The sequence below is a fragment of the Burkholderia sp. Ac-20379 genome (genome assembly GCF_017104645.1).
Lineage (GTDB): Bacteria > Pseudomonadota > Gammaproteobacteria > Burkholderiales > Burkholderiaceae > Burkholderia.
The window spans coordinates 1-17828 of sequence record NZ_JAAGPF010000146.1 but is presented as its reverse complement, the minus strand read 5'-3'; the positions used below and the strand labels follow the sequence as shown (position 1 = coordinate 17828).

Genomic DNA, 17828 nt, shown 5'->3' with positions numbered 1-17828 from the left:
AACAACACGGTCTGAGGCGAGCCGAATGCGATTCGCGTGGGCGACCGCAGCTGCCGCAGGGAGGCCCGCGTCGCCGGTCGAGTTATCGGCGATGATCCGGGCGAGCTGGGTATTGGAGTCGTAGCCGTACTTCGCGAACACGTCGGTCTGGTAGACGGTGTTCTGCACGTTGCCGAGCTGACCGCCCTGATCGTTCTGGATGTCGACGTTGACCTGCATCGACAGGCCGATGCGCAGCGGATGCTGCTCGAGCTCCTTCGGATCGAGCGCGATACGCACCGGCAGGCGCTGCACGACCTTGATCCAGTTGCCGGTGGCGTTCTGCGCGGGCAGCAGCGAGAACGCCGAGCCGGTGCCGGCCGAGAAGCCGACCACCTTGCCGTGGTACTTGACCGACGAGCCGTAGATGTCGGCGCTCAGTTCGACCGGCTGGCCGATCCGCATGTGCGTGAGCTGGACTTCCTTGAAGTTGGCGTCCACCCACACCGCGTTGAGCGGCACCACCGACATCAGCGGCGAGCCCGGCGCGACGCGCTGGCCGACCTGCACCGAACGCTTCGCGACGTAGCCGGTGACGGGCGCCGGCAACGTGTTGCGCGCGTTGGCGAGATAGGCGTCGCGCACCTTCGAGGCGGCGGCGAGCACGTTCGGATGATCGGCGATCGTGGTGTTCGCGGTCAGCGCGCGGTTCGAGGCGAGCTGCTGCTGGGCGGCGTCGACCGACGCCTGCGCCGCCTTGACCGCATCGCGCGCGTGCGAGATTTCCTCTTGCGACACGGCGCCGGTTTGCGCGACGGCGAGCCGACGGCGCAGATCGTCCTGTGCCTTCGACAGGTCGGCCTGACGCAGCGTGACCTGCGCGCGGTATTGGTCGTCGTTGACGAACAGGCCGCGCACCTGGCGCACCGTCTGCGCGAGATTGGCCTCGGCCTGTTGCAGCGCGACCTGCGCGTCGGCCGGATCGAGCTTGACGAGCGGCGAGCCGGCCGTCACGGTTTGCGTGTCGTCGGCATTGACCGCGATCACGGTGCCGGTGACCTGCGGCGTGATCTGCACGACGTTGCCGTTCACGTAGGCGTCGTCGGTTTCCTCGTGGAAGCGCGCGACGAGGAAGTAGTAGAACCCGTAGGCGACTGCGGCGATCACGATGATGACGGCAAGCAGCAGCATCATGCGCTTGCGCTTCGTGTTGTTCGGCTTGGCTGCGCCGGCTGCGTTCTGTTGAGGGTCGCTCATGGCGATGTTCTCCGTCGATTCTTGTCGGTGTGCGAGGGGTGGCGGGCGAGGGCGGCGGGCCTCAGTTCGATGCCTGCTGGCTGGCCGTGGCGCTGGCGGCGTCCGCCGGCGCCGCGGCGGGCTGCGCGGCGAGCGGCGTCTGCGCGGCGTCGAAGCCGCCGCCGAGCGCCTTGATCAGGCCGATCTGCATATCGCGGCGGCGCATCACGAGATTCGTGACGGATTGCTCGGCCGACAGCCGGTTGATGTCTGCGCTCAGCACCTGGAGCTGCGGCGACAACCCGGCCTTGTAGCGGATCACGGCCAGATCGTAGGCATGCGTCGAGGCGTCGAGCGCGCGGCGGGCGTCGCCCATCTGCCGATCGAGCGAGCGGATCGACGCCACCTGCGTGGCCACGTCGTTGAGCGCGCCGATCAGCGTCTGGTTGTAATCGGCCACGCTGAGGTCGTAGTCCGCGTACTTGCCCTTGAGCTGGGCGCGCAGGGCGCCGCCGTAGAAGATCGGGATGTGCACGGCCGGGCCGAACTGCGCCTGGCGGCTCGCGAACTTCAGAAACTGGCCCCAGCCGAACGCATCGAAGCCGAAGCCGGCCGCGAGGTTCACGTCGGGGAAGAACTCGGCCTTGGTTTCCTTGACGTCGGCGAGCCGCGCTTCGACCTGCCAGCGCGCCGCGACGATGTCGGGCCGGCGCGACACGAGATCGGCGGGGATGTTGTCGGGCAGCGTGACGGCGCCGGCCGGTTGCAGCACCGGCACGGCGATCGCGAGGCCGCGGTCCGGGCCCTTGCCGAGCAGCGCCGCCAATTGATAGCGCACCGTGGCGATCTGGCCGTCGAGCTCGGACAGCGTCGACTGGCTGGTCGCCACGTTGCCGCGCGCCGTCTGGCGTTCGACGTTGGTGTCGAGCCCGGCGCCCACGCGCCCCTCGGTGATCCTGCCGACCGTCTCGCGGTTGCCGATCTCGCGCTGAGCGATGTCGCGCAGCGCATAGAGCTGCGCGAGCTGGTTGTAGGTGCGTGCGATCGAGGTCGCGAGCGTGACGCGCGCCTGCTGGAATTCGGCCTGCGCCGCTTTTTGCTGCGACACGGCCGACTTCAGGCGCGCCTGGTTCTTGCCCCAGAGGTCCAGCTCCCACGACGCGCTGACCAGCGCGTTGTTCTCGCTGAACCAGCTGCCGCCGTAGGGCGGCGGGAACAGGCCGTTGCCCGAGTAAAGCTCGCGCGTCCACGAATACTTGCCGTCGATCTTCGGGAACAGCGTGGCGCGCGACGACTGGATATAGGCCGAGGCCTTGGCGATGCGCGCCTGCGCCTGGGCGATCGTCGGGTTGTCCGCCAGCGCTTCATCGATCAGCTTCGGCAACTGCGCGTCGCCGAACTGGCTGGCCCAGTCCAGGCTCGGCCACTGGCCGCCCTGGGCGGGCAGGCTCTGTGCACTGTCGAACTGCGTGGCGGGCGCGATCCGCTTGTCGCTGTGGATGCCCATGTAGTTGGCGCAACCGGCCAGCGCGAACGCGGCGAGCGCCGCCGCGATCGTGCCGCGCACCGGATGCGCGGCAGCCCTCGGCCCTCGATGGATAGTGGACATTGCAAGGATTTCCTTATGTCGATCCGTCTGGAATTGTTGTTGTGGCACGTTTTATTGCGCCGGATTGCCCGTGCCGCCGGCGCCGCCCACCGCGCTCTCGCCGCAGTAGTTGCTGAGGATCCGGCGCAACATGCTTTTCAGGAATCCGACTTCCTCGGGCGTGAAACCGGCCAGCAAAGTATCGAGCACGCTGATGAAGATTTCGGGCATGCGCTCGGCCAGCTCGCGCCCCTCGTCGGTCAATTCGAGCCGGACCACGCGGCGATCCTCGTGGCTGCGGACCCGCGACAGCAGGCCGCGTTTTTCGACGCGATCGAGCAGCCGCGTCACGGCGCTCGCGTCGATCGCGTATTCGCGCGCCAGTTCGGCGGCGGTCGAACATTTGCCGACCGCGAGCATGAACAGCATGCTTGCCTGCGTGCCGGTGATGCCGAGCTCGGTCTGGGTGCGCTGCGTGACGAGATTGGTCATCAGCGAGCGCACGCGCGACAGCAGATAGCCGACGCTGTCGTTGATGGGATAGGCTGCCAGCGACAGGCCCGGGGGAAGGCGCGAAGGGGAATCGGAGTCCGACATGGTCGCTGATTCTGCAATAGTTGACTAGGCAGCAGTATAGGGGCGAATGTTTGCCGCGGCAAATAATGCATTCAGGCTGTACGGCCGGCAATCGGGACGGATACGGAGGGGCGGCGGCGGGCGGGGCGCGATGGCGTTTGCGCGACAGTCGGTGTGCGGTGCAGCGAAGCGGGCAGCTTGCGACATGTTGGCATGCTATAATCCTTGGCTTTCCAGGATGCAATTTGCAGCTGCGCGCGTGAGGCTTGATCCAGCACGCGCCTTTTTGCGTGTCCGATCATCAGGTTTCGAAATCAGGTTTCTATGACCCGCGCCCTTCGCAATATCGCCATCATCGCCCACGTCGACCACGGCAAGACCACGCTCGTCGACCAACTGCTGCGCCAGTCCGGCACCTTCCGCGAGAACCAGCAGATGGTCGAGCGCGTGATGGACTCGAACGACATCGAAAAGGAACGCGGGATCACGATTCTCGCGAAGAACTGCGCGGTCGAGTACGAAGGCACGCACATCAACATCGTCGACACCCCGGGCCACGCCGACTTCGGCGGCGAGGTCGAGCGCGTGCTGTCGATGGTCGACTCGGTGCTGCTGCTGGTCGACGCCGTCGAAGGCCCGATGCCGCAAACCCGCTTCGTCACGAAGAAGGCGCTCGCGCTCGGCCTGAAGCCGATCGTCGTGGTCAACAAGATCGACCGTCCGGGCGCGCGTATCGACTGGGTCATCAACCAGACGTTCGACCTGTTCGACAAGCTGGGCGCCACCGACGAGCAGCTCGACTTCCCGATCGTCTACGCATCGGGCCTGAACGGCTATGCTTCGCTGACCCCGGACGCGCGCGACGGCGACATGCGCCCGCTGTTCGAAGCGATCCTGAAGCACGTGCCGGTCCGCCCGGCCGATCCGGATGCGCCGCTGCAGCTCCAGATCACCTCGCTCGACTTCTCGACCTACGTCGGCCGTATCGGCGTCGGCCGCATCACGCGTGGCCGCATCAAGCCGGGTCAGCCCGTGGTGATGCGCTTCGGCCCGGAAGGCGAAGTGCTGAGCCGCAAGATCAATCAGGTGCTGTCGTTCACGGGCCTGGAGCGCGTGCAGGTGGAATCGGCCGAAGCCGGCGACATCGTGCTGATCAACGGTATCGAAGATGTCGGTATCGGTGCGACGATCTGCGCCGTCGACACGCCGGAAGCGCTGCCGATGATCACCGTCGACGAACCCACGCTGACGATGAACTTCCTCGTGAACTCGTCGCCGCTGGCTGGCCGCGAAGGCAAGTTCGTGACGAGCCGCCAGATCCGCGACCGTCTGATGAAGGAACTGAATCACAACGTGGCGCTGCGTGTGCGCGACACGGGCGACGAAACCGTGTTCGAAGTGTCGGGCCGCGGCGAACTGCACCTGACGATTCTGGTCGAGAACATGCGTCGCGAAGGCTACGAGCTGGCCGTGTCGCGTCCGCGCGTGGTGATCCAGGAAATCGACGGCGTGAAGCACGAGCCGTTCGAGCTGCTGACGGTGGACGTCGAAGACGAACACCAGGGCGGCGTGATGGAAGAACTGGGCCGCCGCAAGGGCGAAATGCTCGACATGGCGTCGGACGGCCGTGGTCGTACGCGTCTCGAGTACAAGATCTCGGCACGCGGCCTGATCGGCTTCCAGAGCGAGTTCCTGACGCTGACGCGCGGCACGGGCCTGATGAGCCACATTTTCGACTCGTACGCACCGGTCAAGGACGGCTCGGTGTTCGAGCGTCGCAACGGCGTGCTGATCTCGCAGGACGACGGCGCAGCCGTGGCCTACGCACTCTGGAAGCTGCAGGATCGCGGCCGCATGTTCGTGAAGCCGGGCGATGCGCTGTATGAAGGCATGATCATCGGCATCCACAGCCGCGACAACGACCTCGTCGTGAACCCGATCAAGGGCAAGCAGCTGACCAACGTGCGCGCCTCGGGCACCGACGAAGCCGTGCGCCTCGTGCCGCCGATCCAGATGTCGCTGGAATACGCGGTCGAGTTCATCGACGACGACGAACTCGTGGAAGTCACGCCGCAATCGATCCGCCTGCGCAAGCGCTTCCTGAAGGAACACGAGCGCCGCCGCGCCAGCCGCGAAACCGAGTGATCGAACCCTCGCGAAGCTGCAGCCGCGATGACGATCAGGAAAAAGCCGCCTTCGGGCGGCTTTTTTCGTTTCCGGCCTCGCGATGCGTAAAACACTATTGCGAGACTTATTGAAAATCGTGGCTTTCGCCCCGAAAGTCCGTGGGGCCGGGCTTTCACGGGTGCGACATTCTGCCCTTCGCTGTTGCGTAGTGTGCTATGCTGCGCGCACAAAGTTTTCGGTCCTTCCAAGCAAGACTTGATTCGCAATCCGCTAAACGGTCAGGCCGTGTCGCGGAAGGTTGAGCAACCCGCTATTCCTCGAGAAGCTCGAAGAAAGGTGAGCGTAAAATGTCAGATGTAATGAAGCAGTTCCAGCTGAACTCCTATCTGTTCGGCGGCAATGCTTCGTATGTAGAAGAACAGTACGAAGCCTATTTGGACAACCCGGCATCGGTTCCGGACAACTGGCGCGAGTATTTCGACGCGTTGCAGAATGTCCCGGCCACGGACGGGTCCAATGCCAACGACGTCGCGCATTTCCCGATCGTCGAATCGTTCGCCCAACGCGCGAAGGCCAACGCCTTCATTCCGCGCGACAGCGGCAACGGTGCCAATCTGGCCACGGCCCGCAAGCAGGTTCACGTCCAGACCCTGATCAGCGCGTACCGCTTCCTCGGCTCGCAATGGGCGAATCTCGACCCCCTCAAGCGTCGCGAGCGTCCCGCCATTCCGGAACTGGAGCCGTCGTTCTACGACTTCTCCGAAGCCGACCTCGACCAGACCTTCAGCGCCAGCAACCTGTACTTCGGTTTCGAACAGGCTTCGCTGCGCGACATCGTCAAGTCGCTGCGCGATACGTATTGCGGCACGATCGGCGCCGAGTACATGTACATCGGCGATCCGGAGCAGAAGCGCTGGTGGCAGGAGCGTCTTGAATCGACGCGCGCCACGCCGAACTTCACGGCCGAGAAGAAGAAGCACGTGCTGAACCGCCTGACGGCCGCCGAAGGCCTCGAGCGTTACCTGCACACCAAGTTCGTCGGCCAGAAGCGCTTCTCGCTCGAAGGCGGCGAAAGCTTCATCGCGGCGATGGACGAAGTGGTCCAGCACTCGGGCTCGAAGGGCGTTCAGGAAATCGTGATCGGCATGGCCCACCGCGGCCGCCTGAACGTGCTCGTGAACACGCTCGGCAAGATGCCGTCCGACCTGTTCGCCGAATTCGAAGGCAAGCACGTCGACGATCTGCCGGCTGGCGACGTCAAATACCACAAGGGCTTCTCGTCGGACGTCGCAACCGAAGGCGGCCCGGTTCACCTGTCGCTCGCGTTCAACCCGTCGCACCTTGAAATCGTCAACCCGGTGGTCGAGGGTTCGGCGAAGGCACGGATGGACCGTCGCGGCGACGCCGACGGCCTGCAAGTGCTGCCGGTGCAGATCCACGGCGATGCGGCCTTCGCGGGCCAGGGCGTCGTGATGGAAACGCTGAACCTCGCGCAAACGCGCGGTTACGGCACGCACGGCACGCTGCACATCGTCATCAACAACCAGATCGGCTTCACGACGTCGGATCCGCGCGATGCGCGCTCGACGCTGTACTGTACCGACGTGGTCAAGATGATCGAAGCGCCGGTGCTGCACGTGAACGGCGACGATCCGGAAGCGGTCGTGCTCGCGGTGCAGATCGCGATCGACTACCGCATGCAGTTCCACAAGGATGTCGTGATCGACATCGTGTGCTTCCGCAAGCTGGGTCACAACGAGCAGGACACGCCGGCGGTCACGCAGCCGCTGATGTACAAGAAGATCGCACAGCACCCGGGCACCCGCGCGCTGTATGCCGAGAAGCTCGTGCAGCAAGGCGTGATCGGTGCGGATGAAGGCGACGAATACGTCAAGGCCTTCCGCACGGCGATGGATGAAGGCCATCACACGATCGATCCGGTGCTCTCGAACTACAAGAGCAAGTACTCGGTCGACTGGGTTCCGTTCCTGAACCGCAAGTGGACGGATGCCGCCGACACCGCAGTGCCGCTGGCCGAACTGAAGCGCCTCGGCGAACGCATCACCACGGTACCGGAAAACTTCAAGGTGCACCCGCTGGTCGAGCGCGTCATCAACGACCGTCGCAAGATGGCATCGGGCGAGCAGGCGCTGGACTGGGGCATGGGTGAGCACCTCGCCTACGCGTCGCTGGTTTCCTCGGGTTATGCCGTGCGTCTGACGGGCCAGGATTCGGGCCGCGGCACGTTCACGCACCGTCACGCGGTGCTGCACGACCAGAACCGCGAGCGCTGGAACGATGGCACGTACGTGCCGCTGCAGAACATCTCGGAAGGCCAGGCGACCTTCAATGTGATCGACTCGGTGCTGTCCGAGGAAGCGGTGCTCGGTTTCGAGTACGGCTACTCGACTGCCGAGCCGAACACGCTGGTGGCATGGGAAGCGCAGTTCGGCGACTTCGTGAACGGCGCACAGGTCGTGATCGACCAGTTCATCTCGTCGGGCGAAGTGAAGTGGGGCCGCGTGTCGGGCCTGACGATGCTGCTGCCGCACGGCTACGAAGGACAAGGTCCGGAGCACTCGTCCACGCGTATCGAGCGTTTCCTGCAACTGTGCGCGGATCACAACATGCAGGTGGTGCAGCCGACCACGCCGGCGCAGATCTTCCACGTGCTGCGTCGCCAGATGATCCGCCTGTTCCGCAAGCCGCTGATCGTGGCCACGCCGAAGTCGCTGCTGCGTCACAAGGAAGCCGTTTCGGATCTGTCGGAACTGGCCAAGGGCTCGTTCCAGCCGGTGCTCGGCGAAACCGACGATTCGATCGACGCGAAGAAGGTCAAGCGCGTGATCGCCTGCTCGGGCCGCGTGTATTACGACCTCGTCGCGCATCGCCGCGAAGCGAAGGCAAACGACGTCGCGATCATCCGTATCGAACAGCTGTACCCGTTCGCGCACAAGCAGTTCGAAGCGGAAATGAAGAAGTACGACAACGCGACCGAAGTGGTCTGGGTGCAGGACGAGCCGCAGAATCAAGGCCCGTGGTTCTACATCGAACACCACCTGAAGGAAGGCATGAAGGACGGTCAGAAGCTGGCATACAGCGGCCGTCCGGCTTCGGCCTCGCCGGCGGTCGGTTACTACGCGAAGCACTACGAGCAGCAGAAGGCCCTGATCGAAGGGGCATTCGGCCGCCTGAAGAGCGCGTCGATCGCAAAATAAGCGGACATCACGAACCGGGAGCGCGCCTAGCGCGTTCCCGGTTTGTTTCGTCGCGCGCGCAGCGAATCTGACGCGAGCACGAACTGTCCTCGGCATCCCGACATTACCCAGATCAAGCATCCAGGAAACAAGTCATGGCTATCGTAGAAGTCAAAGTCCCCCAGCTTTCCGAATCGGTTTCGGAAGCCACCATGCTGCAATGGAAGAAGAAGCCCGGTGAAGCCGTCGCTCAGGACGAAATCCTGATCGAACTCGAGACCGACAAGGTCGTGCTCGAAGTACCGGCACCGGCAGCCGGCGTGCTGTCGCAAGTGCTGCAGAACGACGGCGATACGGTTGTCGCCGATCAACTGATCGCGACGATCGACACCGAAGCCAAGGCTGGCGCCGTGGCTGCGGCAGCCGGTGAAGCGGAAGTGCGTCCGGCTCCGGCGCCCGTCGCCGTGGAAGCCGCGCCGGCCGCTGCTGCTGCCGCTTCGGGTTCGAGCAACACGTCGGCCTCGCCGGCTGCCGCGAAGCTGCTGGCCGAGAAGGGCGTCGATCCGAGCCAGGTGTCGGGCACGGGCCGCGACGGTCGCATCACGAAGGGCGACGCGCTGGGCGCGAACGCCGCACCGGTGAAGGCTGCCGCCGCTCCGGCCGCCGCCGCGCCGAAGAAGGCCGCCGCGCTGCCGGACGTCAAGGTTCCGGCGTCGGCCACGACCTGGCTGAACGACCGCCCGGAACAACGCGTGCCGATGTCGCGCCTGCGTGCGCGTATCGCCGAACGCCTGCTCGAATCGCAGCAGACCAACGCGATCCTGACGACGTTCAACGAAGTCAACATGCAGCCGGTCATGGATCTGCGTGGCAAGTACAAGGACAAGTTCGAGAAGGAACACGGCGTGAAGCTGGGCTTCATGTCGTTCTTCGTCAAGGCGGCTGTCCACGCGCTGAAGAAGTTCCCGCTCGTGAACGCGTCGATCGACGGTAACGATATCGTCTACCACGGCTACTTCGACATCGGTATCGCGGTCGGTTCGCCGCGTGGCCTGGTGGTGCCGATTCTGCGCAACGCCGACCAGCTGAGCCTGGCCGACATCGAGAAGAAGATCGCCGAATTCGGCCAGAAGGCCAAGGACGGCAAGCTGTCGATCGAGGAAATGACGGGCGGTACGTTCTCGATCTCGAACGGCGGCGTGTTCGGCTCGATGCTGTCGACCCCGATCATCAACCCGCCGCAGTCGGCCATCCTCGGCGTGCACGCGACGAAGGAACGCCCGGTGGTCGAAAACGGCCAGATCGTGATCCGTCCGATCAACTACCTGGCGCTGTCGTACGACCACCGCATCATCGACGGCCGCGAAGCCGTGCTGTCGCTGGTCGCGATGAAGGACGCGCTGGAAGATCCGGCCCGCCTGCTGCTGGATCTGTAAGCCTCGCTTTTCCGTATTGAATCGCTCCGTTCGCGCGGCGCACGCATCGCGTGCTGCCGCGCGCCGGGCAACAGAGAAGGATAGTCATGTCCAAGGAATTTGACGTCGTCGTGATTGGCGCCGGCCCCGGCGGTTACATCGCAGCGGTGCGTGCAGCTCAGCTCGGCAAGACGGTTGCCTGTATCGAGAAGTGGAAGAACCCGGCCGGCACGCTGAAGCTCGGCGGCACCTGCCTGAACGTCGGCTGCATCCCGTCGAAGGCGCTGCTGGCTTCGTCGGAAGAATTCGAAAACACCTCGCACCACCTGGCCGATCACGGCATCACGGTTGGCGAAGTGAAGATGGACACCGCCAAGATGCTGGCCCGCAAGGACGCCATCGTCGAAAAGATGACGGGCGGTATCGAGTTCCTGTTCAAGAAGAACAAGATCACCTGGCTGAAGGGCCATGGCAAGTTCGCGGGCAAGACCGACGCGGGCGTGCAGATCGAAGTCAGCGGCGAAGGCGAGACCGAAGTCGTGACGGCGAAGAACGTCATCATCGCAACGGGCTCGAAGGCGCGTCACCTGCCGAACGTGCCGGTCGACAACAAGATCGTCGCCGACAACGAAGGCGCGCTGACGTTCGATTCCGTGCCGAAGAAGCTGGCCGTGATCGGCGCCGGCGTGATCGGCCTCGAACTCGGTTCGGTCTGGCGCCGTCTGGGCGCCGAAGTGACCGTGCTCGAAGCGCTGCCGGCATTCCTCGGCGCGGCTGACGAAGCCGTCGGCAAGGAAGCGGCGAAGCTGTTCAAGAAGCAGGGCCTGGACATCAACCTCGGCGTGAAGATCGGCGACGTGAAGGCCTCCGACGCCGGCGTGTCGATTGCCTACACCGACAAGGACGGCAACGCCAAGACGCTCGACGCCGACCGCCTGATCGTGTCGGTCGGCCGCGTGCCGAACACCGACAACCTCGGCCTCGAAGCGATCGGCCTGAAGGCCAACGAGCGCGGCTTCATCGACGTGGACGACCACTGCCGCACGGCCGTGCCGAACGTGTTCGCGATCGGCGACGTGGTGCGTGGCCCGATGCTCGCGCACAAGGCCGAAGACGAAGGCGTGCTGGTGGCCGAAGTGATCGACGGCCAGAAGCCGCACATCGATTACAACTGCATTCCGTGGGTGATCTACACCTCGCCGGAAATCGCCTGGGTCGGCAAGACCGAGCAGCAGCTGAAGTCGGAAGGCCGCGAGATCAAGGCGGGCAAGTTCCCGTTCTCGATCAATGGCCGCGCGCTCGGCATGAACGCACCGGAAGGCTTCGTGAAGATCATCGCCGATGCGAAGACCGACGAAGTGCTCGGCGTGCACATCATCTCGGCCAATGCGTCGGACCTGATCGCGGAAGCCGTGGTGGCCATGGAATTCAAGGCGGCGTCGGAAGACATCGCCCGGATCTGCCATCCGCACCCGTCGCTGTCGGAAGTCGTGCGTGAAGCGGCACTCGCCGCGGACAAGCGTTCGCTGAACAGCTGATCGACGCGGCCGTCAGGCCGCGCCACGGCGCCGCATCGGCATGTCGCCGGGCGGCGCCGCCGTTTGATGCCGAAGGCGGGCGGGAGTTTTCCGCTCGCCTTCGGCTTTTCTGGCTTGCATGATGAACGTCACCGAATACTACGAGCGCGAACTGGGTACGCGCGGCTATCAGGCCGACACCGCCCAGCGCACTGCGATCACGCGACTGCAGCACTGTTTCGACGAATGGGTCGCCTACAAGGCGCGGCGCTCGAACGCGTTCAAGAAACTCGTCATCCGGCCGGAATTGCCGAAGGGCGTGTATATGTGGGGCGGCGTCGGCCGTGGCAAGAGCTTCCTGATGGACAGCTTTTTCGCGGTGGTGCCGGTGCAGCGCAAGACGCGCCTGCACTTTCACGAATTCATGCGCGAGGTACACCGCGAACTCGAGGAACTGAAGGGGCAGGCCGATCCGCTCGACGAACTGGCGCGCCGTATCGCGAAGCGCTATCGCCTGATCTGCTTCGACGAATTCCATGTGTCCGACATCGCCGACGCGATGATCCTGTACCGCTTGCTGGACCGGCTGTTCAGCAACGGCGTGCAGTTCGTGATGACCTCGAACTACGATCCGGATCTGCTGTATCCGGACGGCCTGCATCGCGACCGCATGCTGCCGGCCATCGCGCTGATCAAGCAGAAGCTCGACGTGCTGAACGTCGACGCCGGCGTCGATTACCGCCAGCGCACGCTGACGCAGGTGAAGATGTACCACTCGCCGCTTGGCGCCGAGGCCGACCGCGAACTGCGCGATGCATTCGCGCGGCTGGCCGCGGTGCCCGACGAGAGCCCGATCCTGCATATCGAGAAGCGCGAACTGAAGGCGCTGCGCAAGGCCGATGGCGTGGTCTGGTTCGACTTCGCGACGCTGTGCGGCGGCCCGCGCTCGCAGAATGACTATCTGGAGCTGGCGTCGCGTTTTCACGCCATCGTGTTGTCCGATGTGCCGCAGATGTCGCCGCGGATGGCATCCGAGGCGCGCCGCTTCACCTGGCTCATCGACGTGCTGTACGACCACAAGGTCAAGCTGCTGATGTCGGCCGAGGTGCCGGCGGAAGATCTGTACGTTGAAGGGCCGATGGCGAACGAGTTCAGCCGGACCGTGTCGCGCATCGTGGAGATGCAGTCGCAGGAGTACATCGAAACCCCGCGCCGCGTGGTGGATACTTCGCTGACCTGATCGAAGCGGGCCAGGGGGCTCTCGCGTGTTTCGAATGACCGAGCCGATTCACCCGGTCATTTTCAGAATCATCCAATATCCAGCGCGAGAGCGTCTCGTTATCGTACGTCATGTTCCAGTAATCGGAGTGGTGACATGACGCCTTACCGAGACATAACCGATATCGAATGGCAGCGCGTTGCCGTGCTGCTGCCCGAATTGCGCCCTCGCAAGGAGTTGCGGGGGCGTCCGCTTGCCGATGCACGCAATGTGCTGAATGGCGTGTTGTGGGTGATCTTCAGCGGTGCGTCGTGGTCTGCGATTCCGCGCCGTTATCCAGCGTATCAAACGTGCCATCGCCGCTTCATGCTGTGGTACGAGTCGGGCACCTTGCGTGCCGTGTTGAACGAATTGTTCGGTTCCGCCAGTGACGATCTCTACGACACCGTCACCATCCGCATGCGCAAGCACACGCATTCGCGAGCGGCGGAGTTGCGGCACGCGATTTTGCCGAACCGGCTTCGCGTGCCGCGTATCGATCAGCCGTTTTTGTCGGAGCCGCACGCACTCGCGCCGTCTCCGTTGCTGCCGCCGCATTCCTTGGCGGCCTGATCCAGTCGGCTGCAGCCGGAAACAAAAGCGGCGCATCGTGTTTGACGATGCGCCGCTTTCTGCTTGGGCTCTCGCTTAGGGTTGGCGAACCCAGGTCTGCGAACGGCCGAGCAGCGATACGCCGATATATCCGCGCACGACCAGCTTCTGGCCGCCATCCTCAAGCGTCATCTTGCACTTGTAGACCTTGCCGTTTTCGGGGTCGAGGATGTTGCCGTCATCCCAATGGTCGCCTTCCTTCTTCATCGCCTTGATGATCGTCATGCCCTTGATCAGCTGATCCTTGCGCTCGTCGGTACAGGCCGTGCAGCGGCGATCGGGCGTGTCGTTCTCGCCGAGGCCCTTCATCACGGTGCCGGTCAGATCGCCGTTCGAATCCTGCGAAATCTGAACCAGGGCTTTCGGCTTGCCGGTGTGATCGTCGATCGTTTGCCAGGTGCCGATCGGGCTGTCCGCCTGAGCGAATGCGCTCACGGCGGACATCAGCAGGGCGCCGCCAACGGCGAGCTTGCGCAGCGAGAGATTGAAGCGGGTCATTGTCTTCCTCCTTGAGTGCATTGTCTTTTTCTGTCGAGCTCTGCGTCGCCTGCGATGGGCGCATGCAAAACATGCTTCGCACGATCGTTCGAGAACCTCTGCGCAGAATACGTGAAAGCCGTCGCCGCGTTTGATAGAGGTGCCTCTAATCGAGCCGGCTCGCGGCAGGCTGGCGAGCCGGTGGAACAGGGTCATTGCAGTTGATAGGAGAACGACGCATTGATGCGAGGGCTGCGCGATGCGCTTTCGATCGGTGCGTCGCCCACGGCCTTCGCCACGTTGAGATCGAGGTTGTAGTGCTGGCCGTCCGAAACGCGCACGCCGATGCCGACCGACGACAGCCGGTTCGGCTGCGGCGTGCCCGCGTGCAGATAGACGCGCGCCATGTCGTACGCAATGTATGGCGTGATCGACTTCAGATAGGCGTAGCCGACCGTGAACTGGCGGTTGATTTCCGCGGACATGCCCCAGCCCGAATCGCCCGATGCTTCGCCCGGCTCGTAGCCGAGCGCGAAGCGCTGCGCGCCGAACGCGATCTGCTCGGTGGTCGGCAGCGATACCGCGCTGTACTGGCCCGTCAACTGCACGGTGGTGCCGATCTTGTACGGCCACTGGTTGGTCTGCACCAGCGTGCCGCCCGTGCGCACGAACGTGATCGAGGCCGGGTTGGTCTGCGTCGAGCCGGCGATGTTGGTTTCGGCCGATTTGGACGCGCCGAGGATGTCGAAGGCCTTCGCCACGTTCAGGCTGAGCTTGGTGACCGAGCTCGGCCGGATCGTGGTGTAGTCCATCTGCGCCTGCAGCACGCGCACCTGGGAGCGCAGGCCGATGTACTGGCCGCCGATCTGGTTCTGATAGTTGTCCTCGCTATGCGACGCGTAGCCCGACACGGTGGCGAGCAGGCTGCGCTGATTGCTGAGCAGGATCGGATACGACGTCGACAGGCCGATCTTGTCGTTGATCACCGTGCGCTTCACGTACGAGGGCAGGCCGGGGTTGTCGGTCGGGTTGCCGCGGTAATGGCTCGCATCGACTCGCGCGATCAAGCCGTTGCTGCCGATCGGCACGGAGCCGCTGGCGGCGACATAGGTGACGTTGTTCGGCCCCTTCGGGGCGAGCGCCGAGATGCTCAATTGCTCGCCGAGCGAGGTTAGGCCGCTCTCGGTGACGGTGAACACGCCTTGCACGCCGGGCGTGGTGGTGGCGATGCCGGTGCTCACGTTGATCGGCTTGCGCGAGACGTCGAGCGTCATGGTGGTCGCGCCATCGGTGTTCTGCGGCGGCGGCACGTTGGCCTTGACGGTGATGCCGGGCAGCAGGCCGAACGTGTTCACATAGCGCTCGAACGTATCCTTGCGCAGCGGCCGGTCGGCCGTGATGTGGGCGGCCACCGCGCGCAGCTTCGATTCCATCGGGCCGGGCTTGCCGGTGATCTTCACGTCCGACACGAAACCCTCGACGATCGTCACGCGCACCACGCCGTCGGCGAAATCCTGCGCCGGCACGAACGCGAACGACAGCGCGAAGCCGCGCTCCTGATAGAGCTTGGTCACGCCGTTCGCGGTTTCGATCAGTTGTCCTATCGTGATGTCCTTGCCGACGAGCGGCGTGAAGCGCGAGGACACCATATCGAACGGCACCGACTTGACGCCTTCGACGCGAACCGTCGACGGCGTGATATGACGGGCCAGCAGCTCCTGCACCTGTTGCGCCTGCGGCTCGACCTGCACGGTGACGGTGGAGCGCTGCGGCGCGTTGATCTGCGGCAGCGATTCGAGCGGGTTGCCGGCGGGGCGGGTCTGCGCCTGCACGGAGCCGGCGGCCGTCGCGGCAAGCGCAAGCAGCATCGTCCAAACCTGATGGGTGGATCGCATGTTGGGTGATTCCTCGTAGGCCAGCTTTTAGTTTTGTACTGCGAACGGGCGGCCTCGATGTGCCGCCCGCTCCTTGCAACCTGTGAAGACCGTCCGCGCTTCCCGCCGGCGCGGACGGATACCGCCTGAACGCTTACTTGCCAACGTTGCCCAGCGTGCCCAGCAGCCCCGTGACCGGTGCCAGCAGACCCGTCGAGCCGCTGCCGGTCGCGCCGGCCGCGCCCACCGTCGAGGTCAGCGAACCGACCAGCGAGGTGACCGGCGACAGCAGCGAACCGGCTCCCGATGCGGCCGTGCCGCCCGTCGCGCTGCCGAGCGACCCGGTTGCAGTATTCAACAAACCGGTAACCGGCGCGAGGGGATTTGTACTACCTGTGCCGCCCGCGCCACTGGTGACCGAACCGAGTGCGCCGGTGACCGTCGACACCAGGCCCGTGACCGGGGCGAGCGGGCCGCTGGCGCTGCCGCCGGTGGCGCCGCCGAGCGAGCCGAGCAGGCCCGTCAGCGGGTTGCTCGCCGTGCTGCCCGACGCCGAGCCGTTGGCGACGCTGACGCTCGAGCCGCCCACCAGGCTCGTGATCAGGCCGGCCACCGGGTTCGCGCCGTTGGCGCCGGATGCGTTGACGAGGCCGCCCGCGTTGGTGACCGTGTTGCCGAGCGATTGCACCAGCGTGCCGACGTCGCCGACCAGCGGTTGCGACGATGCGCCCTTGACCTGCGTGCCGGCCGAGCTGACCGCGCTGCCGATTTGGCCGAGCAGGCCCGAGACGGGGGCGCCGAGGCCCGAGGCCGAGCCGATCGTCTGCGTGGTCTGGCCGACCGTCGTGACGAGCGGCGTGATGGCCGAGCTGATCGGTTGCGTGACCGCCGTGACCTGCGACGACGACAGCACCGTGCCGAGCGACATGCCGCCGGCCTGCACGCCGTTCGCGACCGTGTTCAGCAGCGAGCCGACCGGCGTGGTGATCGGCGACAGGGCCGAGAGCTGGCCGGTGCCGAGCGAGTTGACGGTCTGGCCGAGGCCCGCGACCGCCGTGCCGGCGCTGCTGACCACGCTGCCGAGGCCGGCCACCGTGGTGCCGACCGGATCGCTGGTCGTGCCGATCTGGCCAAGGCCGTTGGTCAGTGCGTTGGCGGCCGAGTTGACCACCGTGCCCACGCCGGACACGGTGTTGCCGAGGCCTTGCGTGACGCCGCTGTTGACGCCGGGGATCGTGACCGAGCCGACCGTGGAGCCGAGGTCGGTGACGGTCTGCGCGGCCGTCGTCAGCACGCCGGTGGTGCCGCTGCTGCTGGTGCCGCTCGTCGTGCCGCTGGACGTGCCGGAGGTGGTTTGCGGCGTGTTGTTGCTGTTGCCGGCTTGCGAGGTCATATCGCTGCCGCCGCAGGCGGCCAGCGCGGACAGGGTGGCGGCCGCCACCACGCTCAGCGTGAGACGCCAGGCGCGTTGAGCCGACGGGGACGTTTGGATCGGGTTCATGGTTGGACTCCTCTGACGCTATTTATCGTGAGTGATGCTTATTTCTTGCCGCCGCCGAGCAGGCCGCCGACGAGCGAGGTCACGGGGGAGAGCAAGCCGCCGCCCGTCCCGCTCGTGGTCGTGGCGTTGCTCGAGCCGGTCAGGCCCGCCACCGCCGTGGTGGCCGTCGAGGTGGCGCCGCTCGTGGCCGTGCCGCCCGCTGCCGATCCGAGTGCGCCCGTCACGCCGGATACGAGGCCCGTAACCGGTGCGAGCAGGCCGCTCGCGCTGCTGCTTCCCGACGTGCCGCCGGCCACGCCGCCGAGCGCGCCCGTCACGCTCGACACCAGGCCGGTGACCGGCGCCAGCAGGGCGCCCGCGCCGCTGCTGCCGGTGCCGCCCGTGGCGCTGCCGAGTGCGCCCGTGACCGTCGAAACGAGGCCGGTGACCGGCGCCAGCAGGGCGCCCGCGCCGCTGCTGCCGGTGCCGCCC

General features: G+C 65.3%; 12 protein-coding genes and 1 pseudogene. 6 read left to right on the top strand and 7 right to left on the bottom strand.

Annotation, left to right across the window (positions count from 1 at the left end; translation table 11 throughout):
* The 3 genes from G3N92_RS19005 to G3N92_RS18995 all read right to left on the bottom strand — a co-directional run.
* The coding region (locus G3N92_RS19005) for an efflux RND transporter periplasmic adaptor subunit (RefSeq protein ID WP_241014888.1) at positions 1 to 1236 on the bottom strand (1236 nt) is incomplete at its 3' end.
* Positions 1237 to 1297: 61 nt separating this feature from the next.
* Positions 1298 to 2824, bottom strand: coding sequence for an efflux transporter outer membrane subunit (locus tag G3N92_RS19000; RefSeq protein WP_206129070.1), 1527 nt, complete (start codon positions 2822 to 2824; stop codon positions 1298 to 1300).
* Positions 2825 to 2875: 51 nt separating this feature from the next.
* Positions 2876 to 3400: a MarR family transcriptional regulator gene (locus G3N92_RS18995; protein ID WP_206129069.1), complete on the bottom strand. Its 525-nt coding sequence runs from the start codon at positions 3398 to 3400 to the stop codon at positions 2876 to 2878.
* A gap of 303 nt (positions 3401 to 3703) precedes the next feature.
* On the opposite strand from G3N92_RS18995, the gene typA reads away from it, so the two are divergent.
* The 6 genes from typA to G3N92_RS18965 all read left to right on the top strand — a co-directional run bounded on the left by typA (position 3704) and on the right by G3N92_RS18965 (position 13466).
* Entirely contained in the window at positions 3704 to 5524 is a 1821-nt protein-coding gene (typA, locus tag G3N92_RS18990) for a translational GTPase TypA (RefSeq protein ID WP_206129068.1), read from the top strand.
* Positions 5525 to 5853: 329 nt separating this feature from the next.
* A complete protein-coding gene (locus G3N92_RS18985; RefSeq protein WP_206129067.1) occupies positions 5854 to 8724 on the top strand; it encodes a 2-oxoglutarate dehydrogenase E1 component in 2871 nt (956 codons plus the stop codon).
* Positions 8725 to 8858: 134 nt separating this feature from the next.
* Positions 8859 to 10139, top strand: a complete 1281-nt coding sequence (gene odhB / locus G3N92_RS18980) for a 2-oxoglutarate dehydrogenase complex dihydrolipoyllysine-residue succinyltransferase (protein WP_206129066.1) — start codon at positions 8859 to 8861, stop codon at positions 10137 to 10139.
* 86 nt (positions 10140 to 10225) lie between these two features.
* Positions 10226 to 11656 carry a dihydrolipoyl dehydrogenase gene (lpdA, locus tag G3N92_RS18975; RefSeq protein ID WP_206129065.1) on the top strand — a complete coding sequence of 477 codons (1431 nt, stop codon included), beginning with the start codon at positions 10226 to 10228 and terminating at the stop codon, positions 11654 to 11656.
* A 121-nt stretch (positions 11657 to 11777) separates the two neighbouring features.
* Positions 11778 to 12875 carry a cell division protein ZapE gene (zapE, locus tag G3N92_RS18970; RefSeq protein WP_206129072.1) on the top strand — a complete coding sequence of 366 codons (1098 nt, stop codon included), beginning with the start codon at positions 11778 to 11780 and terminating at the stop codon, positions 12873 to 12875.
* Positions 12876 to 13010: 135 nt separating this feature from the next.
* The gene (locus G3N92_RS18965) at positions 13011 to 13466 is read left to right on the top strand and encodes a transposase (RefSeq protein WP_206129064.1); all 456 of its coding nucleotides are present in this window, start codon (positions 13011 to 13013) and stop codon (positions 13464 to 13466) included.
* A 75-nt stretch (positions 13467 to 13541) separates the two neighbouring features.
* Here G3N92_RS18965 and G3N92_RS18960 read toward each other — a convergent pair whose 3' ends face one another.
* From G3N92_RS18960 to G3N92_RS18945, 4 genes and pseudogenes are all read right to left on the bottom strand, one after another.
* A complete protein-coding gene (locus tag G3N92_RS18960) occupies positions 13542 to 14003 on the bottom strand; it encodes a DUF2147 domain-containing protein (protein ID WP_241014887.1) in 462 nt (153 codons plus the stop codon).
* A gap of 191 nt (positions 14004 to 14194) precedes the next feature.
* Positions 14195 to 15877 carry a ShlB/FhaC/HecB family hemolysin secretion/activation protein gene (locus tag G3N92_RS18955; RefSeq protein ID WP_206129063.1) on the bottom strand — a complete coding sequence of 561 codons (1683 nt, stop codon included), beginning with the start codon at positions 15875 to 15877 and terminating at the stop codon, positions 14195 to 14197.
* Positions 15878 to 16010: 133 nt separating this feature from the next.
* Positions 16011 to 17357, bottom strand: a complete 1347-nt coding sequence (locus G3N92_RS18950; RefSeq protein ID WP_206129062.1) for a collagen-like triple helix repeat-containing protein — start codon at positions 17355 to 17357, stop codon at positions 16011 to 16013.
* Positions 17358 to 17395: 38 nt separating this feature from the next.
* Positions 17396 to 17828 (bottom strand): annotated as a pseudogene (locus G3N92_RS18945) (collagen-like triple helix repeat-containing lipoprotein); the annotation flags it as partial.